Raw genomic sequence first — 16,139 nt, 5'->3', positions numbered from 1 at the left:
CAACGCGTACTTTAATACGGAACAACGATGTTGCCAATGAGCAAGTTCAGAACTAAGAGTATATACCGCCAATAAAGAGCGGGCCCGAGGGACCCGCAAATCCGTGCAACTTATAGCTTCTCGAACACCAGCGATGCGTTGGTGCCACCAAAGCCAAAACTGTTGGACATCACCGTAGACAGGTCGGCCTCCTGCGATGCCGGGCCAACCAGTGGCATGTTGCTGATTTTCTCATCCAGATCCTTGAGGTTCGCAGTGCCGGCGATGAAACCGTTTTGCAGCATCAGGAGTGAGTAGATCGCCTCGTGCACGCCGGCTGCCCCGAGAGAGTGGCCGGACAGGGATTTGGTTGAGGAAATGGCGGGAATGTTATCGCCAAAGGTATTCCGTACAGCCCCCATTTCCGCCACATCGCCCACAGGCGTGCTGGTGCCGTGCGCGTTGATGTATTGAACCTTGCCGCGAATAGTCGCCATGGCCTGGTTCATGCATCGCTGTGCGCCTTCGCCGGAGGGCGCGACCATGTCATAACCGTCCGAGGTTGCGCCGTAGCCGGTCAGTTCCGCAATGATGTTGGCACCGCGTTTCCTGGCGTGCTCCAGTTCCTCCAGTACGACCATGCCGCCGCCGCCGGCAATGACAAATCCGTCGCGGCCACTGTCGAACGGGCGCGATGCGGTCTCAGGTGCATTGTTGTACTTGGTGGAGAGGGCGCCCATGGCATCAAACATCATGGTCAGGCTCCAGTCCTCTTCTTCACCGCCGCCGGCGAAGACAATGTCCTGCTTGCCGGCCTGGATCTGCTCCATGGCGTGACCGATGCAATGCGCACTGGTGGCACAGGCCGAGGACATGGAATAGTTCACGCCCCGGATCTTGTAGGCGGTGGCCAGGCACGCCGACACCGTGCTGGTCATGATGCGTGGCACCATGTACGGCCCGATACGTTTGACGCCTTTCTCCCGCATGATGTCGGTTGCCTCCACCTGGCTGGAGCAGGAGGCCCCGCCGGAGCCGGCAATCAGGCCGGTGCGGTCATTGGAGATCAGGTCTTCGGTCAGGCCGGCCTGGGCGATGGCCTGTTCCATGGACAGGTAGCTGTACATGGCCGAGGGGCCCATAAACCGACGGATCTTGCGATCAATGACCGAGGTGTCCACGTCCGGTGAACCGGAAACCTGGCTGCGAAACCCCATCTCCTTGTAGGTTTCATTGAATCGAATGCCGGATTTTCCGTTTTTCAGGCTTTCCGTTACCTCGTCCAGTGAGTTACCGAGGCAGGAAACAATGCCCATACCGGTGACGACAACGCGTCTCATACTTTCCTCCTTTACGACCCGCCAGGCATGGCGAAATCATGTGATCAGTGACGTTATGAACAGTTTAGGCTTTTTGCCGTGGCGGTGATATTTGACCTTGGTAAGGGGCGATTGAGTCGATCGGCAATGACCGGGCAATAGCTGTTACGTACAAGGACCGGGAAAGGGAGCTTGATATAGTGACAATTATCAAAGACAACAACAATGGGAGATGTCCATGCGATCGTTGCCGCAGTTTTTGAGCGACTACGGTGAGAGCCACCAGAATTCCTTCAACCAGTGGGTCCACATTGTGTGCGTGCCGGCCATTGTGTTTTCCACTCTCGGCCTGCTCTGGCTAATACCGGTTGGAAGCTGGCTGGGCCTGACGGGCATGGCGGGTGAGTGGGTCAATGGTGCCACCGTGCTGGCGGTGCTGTCAGGTGTTGTATACCTGCGTCTGTCGCTGTGGGTATTCGTGTTGATGGCAGGGTGGTTTGCCGTCTCGGCCTGGCTCATCCAGAGTGTTATCGCTGCCGGCTGGTCACTGTTCTGGAGCAGTCTCGTGGTCTGGGTCGCGGCCTGGGCCTTGCAGGTCTATGGCCACAAGGTCGAAGGGAAAAAGCCATCGTTTGTGGAAGATCTGGTGTTTCTGTTGATCGGGCCCATTTTTGTCAGCATCGAGTTTGCCGCCAAGATTGGAATTCCTGTGCCTTCTGCCCTGAGCAGCCACGGCAAGGACCAGCACGGTGGGTCAATCCAGGGCCAATGATGTCACGCAGGCCGGTGATGCGCTGGCGAAACCGCTGACCTGGGGTATGCTTTGGCCACAGGAAAACTCACTGACCGGCCCGACTATGCAGCATCCGCCGAATGGCACCCTGTTCCTCTGGCCCGACCACTGGCATGTGGTCGGGCATCTCATGCCCAACCGTCCTCACCGTCACATCAGCGCTTCGTGGCTCGTTGGCCTTGATGGGCCGTTTCGACTTCAGGTGGCGGGCCAGTGGCGTTCGACATCGGCAGCGCTGGTGGCTCCCGACGCCGTGCAGGCGCTGGAACCCGGCGACACCCGCATGTGGTGCGCGCAACTGGACCCAGACAGCGCCTTTTGGCGGGCTCTCCAGCCGATCCTGAAGGGCGGGCAATCGGTGGATGTGGTGCTGCCGCACGACAGTATTCCAGCCCTGGAGACCGGAGGCTGTGACGCGGTCTGGCAGGCTCTGTCGACAGCGGTTGAATGCCTTGGCGACTCGCCGGAGCCGCTGGACCCCCGCGTTCGGAAGGTCTGTGACTTCCTTCGTGCTGAGTTGCCCGAAAAAGTGGACGTGCCGTGGCTGGGAGAATCGGTGGGGCTATCGTCGTCGCGACTCAGCCACCTGTTCCGGCAGGAGATTGGGGTACCGCTGCGACGGTTTCTGCTGCACCTGAAGATGAACCGTGTCCTGGCCCATTGGGAGCAGGGCAAGTCCATGTCCGTATTGGCAATGGAAGCCGGGTTCTACGATCAGCCGCATTTTGTTCGCACCGCACGGGGGATGTTTGACGCCCTGCCGTCAGAGTATGTCACCACCGGGTGGTTCAGGGTTTGCCGGTGCGGCCTTTCTTCTTCCCCTTCGCCTTGACCTCTTCCCGGGCGGCCTTGTCGGCGGCGGCCTGAGCGGCTTCCTCTGCTTCCCTTTCCACCATTTCCGGGGTTTCCAGGGATATGCGTCCCAAGGTGCCGGCACGGAATTCGTTGAGCAGGACCTCGGACACTTTGTGCAGATCCGGGATACCACCACGGCCAAAGAACCGGCGTTTCGCGGCGATTGTATCCATCAGACCGAGGCCATCGGCGGGTAGCTGCTCCAGGCCGTAGCGGGCCTTAACCAGCTCCGGGTAAGCCTGTCTCAGGTAATCCGCCTCGAACAGGGCGACATCCTCGAAATCGAGGACAGAGCTGCGAATGGCTCCGGTGACTGCCAGACGATAGCCGCAGGCTTCCGGTGACAGTTTGGGCCATAAGAAGCCGGGCGTGTCGTACAACAGGATGTTGTCGGGCAGTTTGATGGCCTGCTGGGCACGGGTCACCGCCGGCTCGTTACCGGTTTTCGCGGCCGGCCGTCCGGCCAGGGTATTGATGATGGTGGATTTTCCGACGTTCGGAATGCCAAGGATCATCACCCGCAGGGCGCTTTTCTGGCGGTCATGGTCCGGGGTCATTTCCTCGGCCAGCTTCAGGATGCCCAGCGCTTCGCTGCGCTGGTTGTGGGTCAGCGTTATGGTGCGCACGCCGCGTTCCTGTTCAAGCCACGCCTGCCATTGCCCGGTAATCTCCGGATCGGCGAGGTCGCGTTTATTGAGCACCTTGATCAGAGGCTTGTCGCCACGCAGGGCGGGCACCAGCGGATTTTCGCTGCTGAACGGGATGCGCGCATCCAGTACCTCGATAATGAGGTCCATCTGGGGCATTACCTGTTTGATCTCCTTGCGGGCCTTGTGCATGTGCCCTGGAAACCAGTTAATCGCCATCTCGTATACTCCGCCGGTCGGTGAACGGCGCCATTATGAAGGGGAATGACCAAATTTTCACATTTGTTTGGAGCCGCCTGTGTGGCGGGTTGAGGGGGAACCGGGTGAGAAGTGTGTACAAAAAGGAGGGGCATCGGGGTGAAAAACGTCGCCATGATGTTTTAGGGTGTACAACCTGAATGACGAAACCAACGCAAATCGGTGGTATTTCAGACGTGGCCACCCTGTAAACGGAGAACCTTATGAAGCTCGCAAAATTGTTTGGTACTGCCCTTGTCGCCGTGAGCCTTTCCGCTCCGGCGCTGGCCCAACAGGCCGCTGGCGGTCAGCCGGATCAGGTTGATCAATTGGCGCAGATGGTGGGTCTTTCTGACGACCAACAAACCGAGATCCGGGGCATCATCGACGAGATGCAGGGCAAGATCGCTGAACTCCGTCAGGAGGCGCGCGCGCTTCAGCAGCAGATGCAGGCCGAGATCAAGCCGGAATACGACGAAGACTCCATCCGCGAAAATGCCGAGGAACTGGGCGACCTGACTGGTGAGATCGCTGCGCTCTCGACCCTCATGCAGGCGAAAGTCGACAGCGTGTTTACCGAAGAGCAGCGTGAGACTCTCGACAAGCGCATGCAGCAGATGCAGCAGCAAATGCAGCAACAGCGCCAGATGATGCAGCAGCAAGGCCAGGGCCAGGGTCAGTAACCTCGCACCCGGTCCCACTGCCTTGGAATAAGGGCCGCTTCTTCGGATGCGGCCCTTTTTTTGGTTCAGGCGCTGGCGCCCGGGCCAAAGGGTTTGACCATGACAATCAACCGGGGCAGCAGGGTCAGAGCTCCGAGCAAGGCCATGAACATGGCAAACCCGGTAAACAGGCCGAAGTAGATGGTCGGGATGAAGTTGGAGAGCACAAGAATCGAGAAGCCGGCAATGATGGTCAGAGAGGTGTAGAACATCGCCCGGCCAATGCTCCGGTGGCACCGGTGCATTGTCGCCAGGTAGTCGCCATCTTTTGCGAACTCGGTTTTGAACCTGTGCAGGTAGTGAATGGTGTCATCCACGGCGATGCCGACCGTAATCGCCGCCACGGTGATGGTCATCATGTCCAGTGGGATGCCAAGCCACCCCATCAGGCCCAGAACGGAGCCCGCGGCAATCAGGTTAGGTGCAATGCCGATCAGGGCCATTTTGAACGAGCGGAACAGCAACAGGAACATGGCCATGATGGCCAGGAACACCGCGCCGATGGTCTTGATCTGGGAATCGAACAGGCTCTGGAGCATGTTGTTGTACATGACGGTCATGCCCGCGAACAGGACCTGGTCCTCGTCGTAGTCGAGTTCGTTAGTCAGGTGTGAGTGGATGCGGTCAAGCAGGGCCTGGCGCCGGAGTTCGGGCATGGTCTCCAGAATCCGGACACTGAAACGGGCCTGGTCGTGTTCCTCGGAGATATAGGGGGTCAGCAGAACGTCCTGCAAATCATCCGGAACTGCCGCCGGCACAAACGCCAGCTCCAGGGCATCCAGTCGCTCGCCCTGGTTGATCAGTGCCAGGATGTCGAGGGTGGAGGTGATGGACAGGACCTTGCCGGTTTCCGGCAGGCTGTCGAGGTAGTTGTGCACCTTCTCCAGTTTCTGCATTTTTTGGTAGGTATACCAGGTGTCCCGGTATTCCTCCTCACCGCCGCAATCCTCGGCGAAGGGATCGCAGCCACTGGCAAACGGATCGCTGTCGGTTGTGGCATTTTCCGGCGGTTTTTCATCGGTAATGACGATGTCCAGTGGTGTGGTTCCACCCAGGCGGTTGTCGATGGTGATCATGCCCTGGTGAATTTCGGTCGATGACTTGAAGTAGTCAATAAAGCTGTTTTCCACGGTTAGCTTGCTCACGCCGACTGCACACAGTATGGCGATTGCCGCTGACCCCACCAGAACGGTCTTTCCAAAGCGCTCTGTGAAGCTCGCAAAGACGTCGGTGAACGGAATCCGGTTGGACAGCACACTTTTGTCCAGTGGCGGTGGCAGGATCCGGAGCAGGGCCGGGAAGATAATAAAGGTGATCAGAAAAGCCACGGTCAGTCCGAGTGTCATCATCCAGCCAAAGTCGATTACCGGGCGGATGCCACTGAACGTGAGCGAGCCAAACGCGACGATGGTGGTAACGGCCATGTAGAAACAGGGTTTGATCATGGCCATTACGGTCTTGCGTAGCGAGTCTTTCGGGTCGGCCTCCGGTTCGTCGTGCTGAAATTCCCGGTAGCGGACAATCAGGTGAATGGTGAGAGACAAAGTCATGATCAGCAACAGCGCAATGAAGTTCGCGGAGATCACCGTTACCGGCCACTGAGCCCAGCCCAGGAAGCCAACCATCAACCACACCGTAAAGCCACAGCACAGAGTGGGTATCAGCACCCAGCGCCACTGGCGGAAGATGATCGCCAGGGTGAGCAACAGAAAGGCCAGTACCCCGAACCCGAAGGTCGAAAGGTCGTTCTGGATAAAGCGAATCATGTCCGAGACGATCATAGGCACGCCACCAAGATGAATCTCCGCCTGGTCCCGGTACCTGTCCAGAATGGTGCGCACGGTGGCAATGGTGGCGTCACGCTCCTGGCCGAGCTTTCCGGTGTAGTCTATGAATGTCTGCCGGACCGTTTCCAGCTGGGCCCGTTCAGCATCAGACGCCTTGCCGCCTGCAACCTTGTCGCGCAGCTCGTTACGCTGCTGAAGCAGCTCGAAGTAGCGCTCCGGCGTAGGCAGATTAACCTGGATGGCCGTCGTTTTCGCATCCTCGCTGATCAGCAGGTTGGGGTAGAGCGGGTTGTTCAGGAGCGCTTCCCGGGCTGTTTCCGGGGGGACATTGTCGGCATCGATCGTTTTGATCTCGCTGTCGACGGTATCCAGGGTCAGGTCGGGGCTGTGCAGCAGAGGTACGTTCAGAATGCTGTTGGTGGAACCGACCGCGTCGAGCGCCTGCAGCTCATCCCTCAGCGCGCGAAGGTGGTCGAGCCCCTGTTCGGAGAACAGTTCGCGTTTCGGGGTGTAGGTAACAATGAGAAAGTCGTCGGAGGTGGTGAACCGGCGATGGACCTTCCGATACTGTTCCAGCGACCGGTCGTCTTCCAGGACCAGGGATTCGGCCGAGGCGTCCAGCCGGAACTCGCCAAATTTCACTGCGGCCAGACCCAGTAACAGGCCGAAAACGGTTAGGACAACAACGGGGTGGGGAAGGATCAGGCGATCGTACAGGGCGCGTAACCGGTTCATGAAGCAACAACTCTGCTGGAAAACGAGTGCAGAGTGTGCCACAAACTTTCGGTGACTGTGACCTTTGGCGATGTCGCCGGGGAAAAGCGGCTTGCCGCGTCAGTCGACCGCTTTGACCGGAATCTGCATGGCGTTGGTGGCCTGGGGTACTTCCGGTACGGCAAGACCGAGGTTGTTCTGGTCGAACACCTTGTCCGCACGGTAGCTGGAGCGAACCATCGGCCCGGAGGGCACCTCCATGAAACCCTTCTCCAGACCAATTTCCCGGTAGCGATTGAACTCTTCCGGGGTGACGTACCGTTCCACCGGCAGGTGGTTCGGCGTGGGCCGCAGGTATTGGCCCAGGGTCAGGATATCCACACCGATGGCGCGCAGGTCGTCCATGGTCTGGAGGATTTCCTCTTCGGTTTCACCCAGTCCCAGCATCAGGCTGGTTTTGGTGAGCACGTCGGGGCGGTATTGCTTGGCGTGTGCCAGAACGCTCAGGGTCTTCTCGTATCCGGCGCGGGGATCCCGCACCCGGCTGGTGAGGCGTTTCACGGTTTCAACGTTCTGGGCGAACACGTCCAGCCCGGAATCCACTACTTTCTCCACATGCGGCATGACGGCATCGAAATCCGGTGTCAGGGCCTCGACGGCCACTTCCGGCGTGCGCTGTTTGATCGCCGATACGCAGGCGGCGTAGTGGGCGGCGCCGCCATCGTCCAGATCGTCGCGGTCTACTGAGGTCAGAACGATGTAACGCAGGCCCATCAGCTCGACGGACTTGGCGGTGTTCTCGGGTTCCTCGTGATCCAGCCAGCCTTTGGGGTTGCCGGTATCTACCGCGCAGAATTTGCAGGCCCGGGTGCAGACTGAACCCATCACCATGATGGTGGCCGTGCCGGCCGTCCAGCACTCACCAATATTGGGGCAATGGGACTCCTGGCAGACCGTACTCAGGCGGTGTTCGCTGACATTCTTACGCACTGCTTCGTAGCGCTCGCCCCCTGGCATGCGAGCCCTCAGCCATTTTGGCTTGCGCTCCACCGGCCTGGAATCCCGATTCTCGCCCGAGCTGCGCTTGATACCATCCTTGATGGCGGAAAAGCCGTGCTCATTACGGAATTTGGAACCACTGGTAATGCGGGGTTTTGCGCTGTCGCTCATTGCAACGGGACTCTCATGAAGGCTTGGTCAGCCTTCAAGAGTAATGGCCGGGACTCGGAGATACAAGGCAGGTACGGGCAATCACGGGGATGTGCCGGGCACGACATTGGTCGTACCCGGCAGGGAGCAATCAGGCGGTTGCAGCGTCCAGCGCCTGGGTGATGTCGGCGATCAGGTCGTCCACATGCTCGATGCCGATGGACAAGCGCACCAGATCCGCACTCACACCGGCGCTTTTCAGCTCCTCCGGATTCAGTTGCCGGTGGGTGGTAGAAGCCGGGTGGCAGGCCAGGGACTTGGCGTCACCAATATTGACCAACCGGTAGATCAGTTGCAGGGCATCGATGAACCGTGCTCCGGCCTCAAGGCCGCCCTTGATCCCGAAACTCAGGATGCCCGACGCCTTGCCGCCACAGATTTTCTCACAGGTCGCCTTGTAGGGGCTGCCATCGAGGGTGGCGTAGTTCACCCATTCGACGGAGGGATGGTCCTGCAGGAAGTTGGCAACTTTTTCCGCGTTCTCGCAGTGACGTTCCATGCGAAGGGCGAGGGTCTCCAGTCCCTGCATGATCAGGAAAGCATTGAAGGGGGCCAGGGCGGCTCCGGTGTTTCGCAGGGGAACCACCCTGCAGCGACCGATAAAGGCCGCGGGCCCGAGAGCCTCGGTATACACCACGCCGTGATAGGACGGGTCTGGCTCGTTCAGCATGGGGAACTTGTCGGCACTGGCTTTCCAGTCGAATTTGCCTGAATCCACCACGATGCCCGCCACGGTGGTGCCGTGGCCGCCGATGTACTTGGTGAGGGAGTGGACGACGATGTCGGCCCCATGCTCGAACGGTCGACACAGGAAGGGTGTTGCCACCGTATTGTCGACGATCAGCGGTATGCCATGCTTGTGGGCAATGTCGGCCCAGCGCTCGATATCCACCACATTGCCCGCCGGGTTGCCGATGGATTCGCAAAACAGGGCGCGGGTGTTGTCATCAATGGCTTTTTCGACCGCATCGAAATCATCGTGGGGCACCATCCGGCAGTCGATACCCTGGTTCGGCAGCGAATGGGCGAACAGGTTATAAGTGCCGCCATAAAGCTGGCTGGTGCTGACGATATTGTTGCCGACCTTGCAGATGGTTTGCAGGGCATAGGTGATGGCGGCCATTCCCGAGGCCAGCGCCAGTGCCCCAACACCACCTTCGAGTTGCGCCATGCGCTCCTCAAGCACCCCGTTGGTCGGGTTCATGATGCGCGTATAGATGTTGCCCTGCACCTTCAAATCAAACAGATCCGCACCGTGCTGCGTGTCATCGAAGGTATAGGAGGTGGTCTGGTAGATGGGCGTAGTCGCCGCATGGGTGGTCGGGTCTCCGCTGAAGCCCGCGTGTAAAGCCAGTGTCTCGAGTTTCATCGCAACTTCCTTGCTGTGTAATCATTGGTGTTGTTGGTGTCGAAAATCAGTATGCCACAGAGTTCGATAAGGTAGGATCCGTGCCCGGATCAGACCAGCGCGCCGTGCACCATGGCCCGCAATTCCTGTCGCACCGGGTACGAGGACGAGGGTATCAGCTGGGTCATGAAAATGACGACCATGTCCTCCTCCGGATCGATAAAGAAATTGGTGCTGGCCAGACCACCCCAGCCATACTCTCCCACCGAACCGTTGGTATGGGATTTGGCAACGTCGGTTTTGACCGAGAAGCCCAGCCCGAATCCATTACCCTCGTAAGGGGTTTCGCTGAATGCCCCGATGGAGAGAGTCGGCAGGTCCTGGTTGCCGGGCAGATGATTGCTGCGCATGAACTCGAGGGTTTTTCGCCCGATGATGCGCTGGCCCCGGTATTCACCGCCCTGGCACAGTGCCTGCGCGAAACGGTGGTAGTCGTCCACCGTGGACACCAGACCACCACCGCCTGACAGGAATGCCGGGGTCCGAAGGTAGCGGGAACGCTCCGGGTCATCCTGCAGTCTCATGGTGTCGCCTGGCTGGTGCAGGTAGCAGGCCGCGAAGCGCTCCCGTTTTTCCTCGGGTACCTGAAAACCCGTGTCCGTCATGCCCAGGGGCGAGAAGATGTGCTCGCGGAAATAGTCATCCAGGGGCTGGCCGGAAAGCAGTTGCACCAGGTAGCCGACCACATCGGTAGACACCGAGTAATTCCAGGCCGTTCCCGGCGAAAATTCAAGGGGCAGTTCTGTCAGCCGGTCGATCAGTTTGTCCAGAGTAAGGCTGCCGCTGCCGTCAAGCTTCAGGTGTCGATACGCGGCATCGACATTGGTTCGCTCCAGAAACCCGTAGGTCAGGCCCGACATATGGGTGAGCAGGTCACGAATGGTCATGGTGGCCGCGGCCGGTTCGGTCTGGAAGTCCGGCCAGGAACCCGCCTTGTACACGGACAGGTTTTTCCACGCGGGTATGTACTTGTGGACCGGATCGTCCAGCAGGAAACGGCCCTGTTCGTACAACTGCATCATGGCAATGGAAGTGACCGGTTTGGTCATGGAATAAATCCGGAAGATGGTATCCCGCCGGGCCGGTTTGTTGCGTTCAATGTCCATGAGTCCCTGGGCCCGCGTCCAGGCCACTTCACCGTGCCGGGCCACCAGTGTCACGGCTCCGGGAAGCTTGCCGGGCTGGATGTAGTTTTCGTCAAGGTGGCGGGAAATGCGCTCCAGTCGGTCGAGCGACAGGCCGGCGACGGTGGTGGTTTGGGGCATGAACAGGTCCTCCGGGTAAAACAGGAGCTTATGCCATTCTTTCAATCGGGTGAAGGGGCAGACTTCGACTGGAGTGCTATCGGTTTTTACGGTTCATTTTCCGGCCGGCCCCAAGCACAATGGCCCGCCTTGATTCAGGAGGTTGTGCTATGACGAACTGGGTTTTTCTGGCCTTGGCTATTATCGCGGAAGTGGTCGCGACGTCCTCACTGAAGGCGAGTGAGGGTTTCACCCGTCTGATGCCGTCGGTGATCGTGATCCTGGGCTACGGGGTCGCGTTCTACCTTCTTGGACTGGCATTGCGAACCATCCCGGTGGGCACCGCGTACGCAATCTGGGCTGGCCTTGGAATCGTGCTGGTCGCCGCTGCCGGCTGGCTGGTGTTTGGCCAGAAGCTGGACGCGTGGGGAGTCGCTGGCATGGCACTGATCGTGTCCGGCGTTTTCGTGCTGAATGTACTGTCCAAGGCCGGTGCCCACTGAACACAGTCAACGTCAGCGCTCTTCGGTAATTGACTTTGCCATGGCCCAATAGGTGGTATGTGCAGGCACGAGAACGATGCCCGTCAGAATGGCGTTGATAGTGTCGATATTGAGAATCCAGATGCTGCAAGACGTGAAGGCAAAAAACAGGACGAGTTCAAAGCCGACGTAACTCATTGTTTTCTGGAGCAGCCCCCTGTTGCGGCTGCCATGTTCCTCCTGGGCGGGCTGCTCATCTCCCCATCGCCGTTCGTACACCATAGTCCAGACCCTGGAAAGTGGGACAACCGAAACCGCGAACAGAAACGCCTGGTTGGCACTGGTGTCATGGAAGGCGATCATGGCGATGCCTATGAGGAGAATGGCGGCCAGGTCCAGTGGGAGAGTAACAATGATATCTTCAGTGTCCCGGAACATTTCACTGCCCACCCCAAACTACCGTCAGAGAATTCTGGGCCGTTCGCTCGGTATCAGTCTTGATACACATCAACTCCAGGCTTTCCCCGGTTGTCGCAGTTTTCGCCGAAGTGACACCGGGAATAAACCCGGAGTAGGTCCACCATAGCTAGTATAGAATCAACGGACAGTGATTATTAGGACTCCATCGGAAGATGAGAAGCTTTAATGTCGTGATCAGATATTGCTTTCTCGGCGCTATGTTCTGTGCGCAACACGTTCAGGCGGAGGACTTGGGAACAGGCTCCGGAGGTGCTCAAGAGGGGCAGGGCAGGCGCTGTCCTGATCCCCAAATTGCTTGTCGCCGGATAAATGAAGGATTATGAAGGCACTTATTACCAGCAATACGCCGGTCGGTTCGGGGTGTCTTTTTACATTGCTAAGAAGCATGAAAAGACCGGTCTCACCGATAAGCTAAAGAAGGCTGTAAAAGAATGCAGTCTGGCTAAATAGCGAAGTTGTGGCGTGCCAGGGACCGGCCGGGGAAAGTGGCAGAATCAACAAAAAAGGGCCACGACGTGAATCGTGACCCTTCTCGAATACTGGTAGCAAGGGGCGGAGTCGAACCGCCGACCCCAGCATTATGAGTGCTGTGCTCTAACCAACTGAGCTACCTTGCCATTTCGCTTTGGGCTTCGCCCCAAACGAGGCGCGTATTTTCAGTATTTGGGCCCATGCTGTCAAGGCTTCGGGCCCATTTTTTCCTGAAAAGTTAGACGTTGAAGCGGAAGTGGATAACGTCGCCGTCCTTGACGATGTAGTCCTTGCCTTCCAGGCGCCATTTCCCCGCATCCTTGGCGCCGGCTTCGCCGTTGTACTGGACGTAGTCGTCGTAGCTGACCACTTCCGCCCGAATGAAGCCGCGCTCGAAGTCGGTGTGGATCACACCTGCCGCCTGAGGCGCCGTGGCGCCGATTTTTACGGTCCAGGCGCGTACTTCCTTCACCCCGGCGGTAAAGTAGGTCTGAAGGCCCAGGAGGCCGTAGCCGGCGCGAATGACCCGGTCCAGGCCGGGCTCTTCCATGCCCATTTCATCCAGGAACATGGCCTTCTCGTCGTCTTCCAGTTCCGAGATCTCTGCTTCCAGCTTGTTGCAGATCGGCACCACCACGGCGTTTTCGGATTCGGCGATTTTTCGCACGGTGTCCAGGTGCGGGTTATTCTCGAAACCGTCCTCGTTCACGTTCGCGATGTACATGGTCGGCTTGACGGTCAGCAGGCACAGTTCCCGCACCAGGGCCATCTGGTCTTTATCCAGGTTCATGCTGCGCACCGGCTTGCCTTCGTTCAGAACCGGCAGCAGCTTCTCGAACATTTCCAGCTGGGCCTTGGCTTCCTTGTCACCACTCTTGGCAACCCGCTGGACACGCTTGATCGCCTTTTCCACGGTGTCGAGATCGGCCAGGGCCAGCTCGGTGTTAATGACGTCGATATCGGAGGCGGGATCCACCTTGTTGGCCACATGGATTACATTGCCGTCTTCAAAGCAGCGCACGACGTGGGCGATGGCGTCGGTCTGGCGGATGTTGGCGAGGAACTGGTTGCCCAGGCCTTCGCCCTTGGAAGCGCCCGCCACCAGACCGGCGATGTCGACGAATTCCATGGTGGTGGGCACCACGCGCTCGGGCTTCACGATCTCGGCCAGCTTGGTCAGGCGAGGGTCGGGCATGGCCACCACACCGGCGTTCGGCTCGATGGTGCAGAACGGGAAGTTTTCCGCGCCGATGCCGGATTTGGTCAGTGCGTTGAACAGGGTGGATTTGCCGACGTTGGGAAGGCCGACGATGCCGCAGTTAAATCCCATGGAATGCCTCTGCTGGTACGGAAAATTTGGGCGGATTATACCGGTGTCTGCCGGTGGGTGCGAGTAAGGGGAAATGCCCCCTCAGGGCGCGGGCTTGAAGCTGTGCAGCCGGTTCATGGCCGCGGCCAGTTTGCCGCTGGCGGCATCCGGCAGCACCCGCATGACTTCGTCGAACACCGCGTTGAGCTCTTCGGTTTCCCGTTTGCCGAGCCGGCCCAGTACAAAGCCGGTCACCTTGCGGCTGTCGCCGGGATGGCCGATACCCAGGCGCAGACGCTGGAAATCCCTGGTGCCGAGATGGGCAATGGTATCCCGCAGACCGTTGTGGCCACCGTGGCCGCCGCCTTTCTTGAGCTTGGCGGTACCGGGAGGCAGGTCGAGTTCGTCGTGGGCAACCAGGATCTGTTCGGGAGCAATCTTGAAGAAGTCCGCCAGTGCCTTGATGGACAGGCCGCTGCGGTTCATAAACGTCGAGGGATTAAGCAGGTGCAGGTCAAGACCTTGCAACTGGATGCGGGCGTAGAGCCCGTGGTATTTCTTTTCGGGGCGGAGCGTCTGGCCCGCATGGCGGGCCAGCGCTTCGACGAACAGGGCGCCGGCATTGTGGCGGGTATTCTCGTAGTCAGGGCCGGGGTTTCCCAGACCGACCACCATGACAATATCCTGTGCCATTCGCCGTTGCCCCCGGAGTGTTTACTCCTTCTCTTCGCCGCCTTCTTCGCCTTCTTCACCTTCTTCCGCTTCTTCGTCAGCTTTGGCGCCGCGCGGCTTGTGAATGGCGACAACCGGCAGGTCGTGATCTTCGCCCTGCAGCAGGGCTGCAACACGAACGCCTTCCGGCAGTTTCAGGTCGCTCAGGTGAACTACCTGGTCCATGTCAACGGAACTCATGTCGACTTCGATGAACTCGGGCAGGTTCTGCGGCAGACAGATCACTTCCACTTCGTTGATCTGGTGGTTGGCAACGCCGCCCTGAAGCTTGATGGCCGGTGCTGTTTCTTCGTTGATGAAGTGCAGCGGTACGTTGACGTGGATCTCGTGATCCTTGTCTACGCGCAGGAAGTCAGCGTGGGTCAGGATAGGCTTGTACGGGTGACGCTGCAGATCCTTCAGGATCACGCTTTCTTTCTTGCCGTTCAGCTCAATGGTCAGAACGTGAGAGAAGAATGCTTCGTTCTCCAGAGCCTTCTTCAGCTCGTTGTGCCAGATGGCAACCGGAGTCGCATCCTTTTTGCCACCGTAGATGATGGCCGGGATTTTCCGTTCCTCACGACGCAGGCGGCGGCTCGCACCTCTCCCCTGATCGTCACGAGGAAATGCTTCGATAACAAATTCCTGAGACATGGTAATAACCTCAATCGTCACCTGAACTGCCCGCGACCAGGCGTTGGATCAGGTGATGTTTCTGAAAAGCCGGATTTTTCCGACTGACTAAAAGAGTCGGGAGCCTGATTAGGCTCCCGACCCGATAACTGCTTGTTTTGCCTGAAAACTAAAGCGTTAAATTCGCTCAGGCATTGTCGAACATGGCGCTGATCGATTCTTCGTTGCTGACGCGGCGAATGGACTCCGCGAGCAGACCGGCCATTCCGAGGACGCGGATTCTATCACAATTCTTCGCTTTGTCACTCACCGGAATGGTATCGCAGACTACCAGCTCATCAAGCTCGGAGGCGTTGATGTTGTCGATCGCCGGACCAGAAAGAACCGGGTGGGTGATATAGGCCACTACGCGTGCCGCACCATGCTCCTTCAGAGCTTTGGCTGCCTTACACAGGGTGCCGGCGGTATCAATGATGTCGTCGACCAGGATGCAGGTCTTGTCTTTCACGTCACCGATGATGTGCATGACCTGCGACACGTTGGCCTTCGGCCGACGCTTGTCGATGATGGCGAGGTCTGCATCGTCCAGCTTCTTGGCCACAGCGCGGGCGCGAACAACGCCACCGACATCGGGGGACACCACAACGAAGTTCTCAAAGCGCTGCTTCTCGATGTCTTCGAGCATGACCGGGGTGGCGTAGATGTTATCCACCGGGATGTCGAAGAAACCCTGGATCTGGTCAGCGTGCAGGTCGACGGTCAGGACCCGATCCACGCCGATGCTGGAGATCATGTCTGCAACGACCTTGGCGCTGATAGCTACCCGTGTTGAGCGTACCCGGCGATCCTGGCGCGCGTATCCATAATAGGGGATAACGGCAGTGACTCGTGTCGCGGAGGCACGGCGAAGTGCGTCGGCCATCACGATCAATTCCATCAGGTTATCGTTAGTGGGGTAGCAGGTCGGCTGGATGATGAAAACATCATGGCCGCGAACATTCTCATTGATCTCAACGGTGGTCTCGCCGTCGCTGAAGCGACCTACAGTGGCCTGACCCATGGGAATGTGGAGTTTCTGCGCGATGGCTTTGGCAAGCTCGGGGTTGGCATTGCCAGCGAAAATCATCAGTTTGGACACG

The 16,139-nt window shown here is 58.6% G+C and carries 15 protein-coding genes and 1 tRNA gene; 4 read left to right on the top strand and 12 right to left on the bottom strand.

What is annotated here, in order from left to right:
- Positions 1-110 precede the first annotated feature (110 nt).
- Positions 111-1,319 carry a beta-ketoacyl-ACP synthase I gene (gene fabB, locus K0B93_RS17680; RefSeq protein ID WP_219868574.1) on the bottom strand — a complete coding sequence of 403 codons (1,209 nt, stop codon included), beginning with the start codon at positions 1,317-1,319 and terminating at the stop codon, positions 111-113.
- A 217-nt stretch (positions 1,320-1,536) separates the two neighbouring features.
- Between fabB and K0B93_RS17675 the strand changes: the two genes are divergently transcribed.
- Both K0B93_RS17675 and K0B93_RS17670 read left to right on the top strand, forming a co-directional pair.
- Positions 1,537-2,070 (top strand): DUF962 domain-containing protein, encoded by a 534-nt coding sequence (locus K0B93_RS17675; RefSeq protein WP_219868573.1) that lies wholly within the window; start codon positions 1,537-1,539, stop codon positions 2,068-2,070.
- The gene (locus K0B93_RS17670) at positions 2,048-2,923 is read left to right on the top strand and encodes a helix-turn-helix domain-containing protein (RefSeq protein ID WP_285368967.1); all 876 of its coding nucleotides are present in this window, start codon (positions 2,048-2,050) and stop codon (positions 2,921-2,923) included. Before K0B93_RS17675 ends, K0B93_RS17670 begins: the two co-directional genes overlap by 23 nt.
- On the opposite strand, the gene ylqF is transcribed toward K0B93_RS17670, so the two are convergent.
- Positions 2,880-3,812: a ribosome biogenesis GTPase YlqF gene (ylqF, locus tag K0B93_RS17665; protein ID WP_219868572.1), complete on the bottom strand. Its 933-nt coding sequence runs from the start codon at positions 3,810-3,812 to the stop codon at positions 2,880-2,882. The two genes, K0B93_RS17670 and ylqF, sit on opposite strands and share 44 nt — an antisense overlap.
- Before the next feature lie 242 nt (positions 3,813-4,054).
- Here ylqF and K0B93_RS17660 point away from each other — a divergent pair, with 242 nt between their 5' ends.
- Complete coding sequence (locus K0B93_RS17660; RefSeq protein ID WP_219868571.1) at positions 4,055-4,513, top strand: Spy/CpxP family protein refolding chaperone; 459 nt, start codon at positions 4,055-4,057, stop codon at positions 4,511-4,513.
- A gap of 65 nt (positions 4,514-4,578) precedes the next feature.
- Here the strand turns inward: K0B93_RS17660 and K0B93_RS17655 are convergent, their stop codons facing one another.
- The 4 genes from K0B93_RS17655 to K0B93_RS17640 form a co-directional block, all read right to left on the bottom strand.
- Positions 4,579-7,074 (bottom strand): efflux RND transporter permease subunit, encoded by a 2,496-nt coding sequence (locus tag K0B93_RS17655; RefSeq protein WP_219868570.1) that lies wholly within the window; start codon positions 7,072-7,074, stop codon positions 4,579-4,581.
- Between the two features lie 99 nt (positions 7,075-7,173).
- Positions 7,174-8,223, bottom strand: coding sequence for a lipoyl synthase (gene lipA / locus K0B93_RS17650; protein ID WP_218636939.1), 1,050 nt, complete (start codon positions 8,221-8,223; stop codon positions 7,174-7,176).
- A gap of 130 nt (positions 8,224-8,353) precedes the next feature.
- Positions 8,354-9,631 (bottom strand): O-acetylhomoserine aminocarboxypropyltransferase/cysteine synthase family protein, encoded by a 1,278-nt coding sequence (locus tag K0B93_RS17645; protein ID WP_218636940.1) that lies wholly within the window; start codon positions 9,629-9,631, stop codon positions 8,354-8,356.
- An 89-nt stretch (positions 9,632-9,720) separates the two neighbouring features.
- Complete coding sequence (locus K0B93_RS17640) at positions 9,721-10,935, bottom strand: serine hydrolase domain-containing protein (RefSeq protein ID WP_219868569.1); 1,215 nt, start codon at positions 10,933-10,935, stop codon at positions 9,721-9,723.
- A 149-nt stretch (positions 10,936-11,084) separates the two neighbouring features.
- Here K0B93_RS17640 and K0B93_RS17635 point away from each other — a divergent pair, with 149 nt between their 5' ends.
- Entirely contained in the window at positions 11,085-11,417 is a 333-nt protein-coding gene (locus K0B93_RS17635; protein ID WP_219868568.1) for a DMT family transporter, read from the top strand.
- A gap of 12 nt (positions 11,418-11,429) precedes the next feature.
- Here the strand turns inward: K0B93_RS17635 and K0B93_RS17630 are convergent, their stop codons facing one another.
- From K0B93_RS17630 to K0B93_RS17605, 6 genes are all read right to left on the bottom strand, one after another.
- Positions 11,430-11,834, bottom strand: coding sequence for a hypothetical protein (locus K0B93_RS17630; RefSeq protein ID WP_219868567.1), 405 nt, complete (start codon positions 11,832-11,834; stop codon positions 11,430-11,432).
- 582 nt (positions 11,835-12,416) lie between these two features.
- Positions 12,417-12,493 (bottom strand) — tRNA-Met (locus tag K0B93_RS17625).
- A gap of 92 nt (positions 12,494-12,585) precedes the next feature.
- A complete protein-coding gene (gene ychF / locus K0B93_RS17620; RefSeq protein WP_219868566.1) occupies positions 12,586-13,677 on the bottom strand; it encodes a redox-regulated ATPase YchF in 1,092 nt (363 codons plus the stop codon).
- An 81-nt stretch (positions 13,678-13,758) separates the two neighbouring features.
- A complete protein-coding gene (gene pth / locus K0B93_RS17615) occupies positions 13,759-14,349 on the bottom strand; it encodes an aminoacyl-tRNA hydrolase (protein WP_219868565.1) in 591 nt (196 codons plus the stop codon).
- A gap of 21 nt (positions 14,350-14,370) precedes the next feature.
- Positions 14,371-15,021 carry a 50S ribosomal protein L25/general stress protein Ctc gene (locus K0B93_RS17610; RefSeq protein ID WP_219868564.1) on the bottom strand — a complete coding sequence of 217 codons (651 nt, stop codon included), beginning with the start codon at positions 15,019-15,021 and terminating at the stop codon, positions 14,371-14,373.
- A gap of 166 nt (positions 15,022-15,187) precedes the next feature.
- Positions 15,188-16,138, bottom strand: a complete 951-nt coding sequence (locus K0B93_RS17605; protein WP_219868563.1) for a ribose-phosphate pyrophosphokinase — start codon at positions 16,136-16,138, stop codon at positions 15,188-15,190.
- Position 16,139 lies beyond the last annotated feature (1 nt).

Origin of the sequence: Marinobacter sp. F4218, assembly GCF_019443085.1 — a bacterium.
In the GTDB taxonomy this organism is placed as follows: Bacteria; Pseudomonadota; Gammaproteobacteria; order Pseudomonadales; family Oleiphilaceae; genus Marinobacter; species Marinobacter albus.
Note: the sequence above shows the minus strand (reverse complement) of the source record. Positions and strands in the feature narration are given on the sequence as shown.

Coding starts and splice junctions, on each gene's coding strand:
- K0B93_RS17635 (WP_219868568.1), top strand. CDS start 11,085: ATGACGAACTGGGTTTTTCTGGCCTTGGCTATTATCGCGGAAGTGGTC.
- fabB (WP_219868574.1), bottom strand. CDS start 1,319: ATGAGACGCGTTGTCGTCACCGGTATGGGCATTGTTTCCTGCCTCGGT.
- K0B93_RS17655 (WP_219868570.1), bottom strand. CDS start 7,074: ATGAACCGGTTACGCGCCCTGTACGATCGCCTGATCCTTCCCCACCCC.
- K0B93_RS17640 (WP_219868569.1), bottom strand. CDS start 10,935: ATGCCCCAAACCACCACCGTCGCCGGCCTGTCGCTCGACCGACTGGAG.
- lipA (WP_218636939.1), bottom strand. CDS start 8,223: ATGAGCGACAGCGCAAAACCCCGCATTACCAGTGGTTCCAAATTCCGT.
- K0B93_RS17610 (WP_219868564.1), bottom strand. CDS start 15,021: ATGTCTCAGGAATTTGTTATCGAAGCATTTCCTCGTGACGATCAGGGG.
- K0B93_RS17630 (WP_219868567.1), bottom strand. CDS start 11,834: ATGTTCCGGGACACTGAAGATATCATTGTTACTCTCCCACTGGACCTG.
- K0B93_RS17645 (WP_218636940.1), bottom strand. CDS start 9,631: ATGAAACTCGAGACACTGGCTTTACACGCGGGCTTCAGCGGAGACCCG.
- ychF (WP_219868566.1), bottom strand. CDS start 13,677: ATGGGATTTAACTGCGGCATCGTCGGCCTTCCCAACGTCGGCAAATCC.
- pth (WP_219868565.1), bottom strand. CDS start 14,349: ATGGCACAGGATATTGTCATGGTGGTCGGTCTGGGAAACCCCGGCCCT.
- K0B93_RS17675 (WP_219868573.1), top strand. CDS start 1,537: ATGCGATCGTTGCCGCAGTTTTTGAGCGACTACGGTGAGAGCCACCAG.
- ylqF (WP_219868572.1), bottom strand. CDS start 3,812: ATGGCGATTAACTGGTTTCCAGGGCACATGCACAAGGCCCGCAAGGAG.
- K0B93_RS17660 (WP_219868571.1), top strand. CDS start 4,055: ATGAAGCTCGCAAAATTGTTTGGTACTGCCCTTGTCGCCGTGAGCCTT.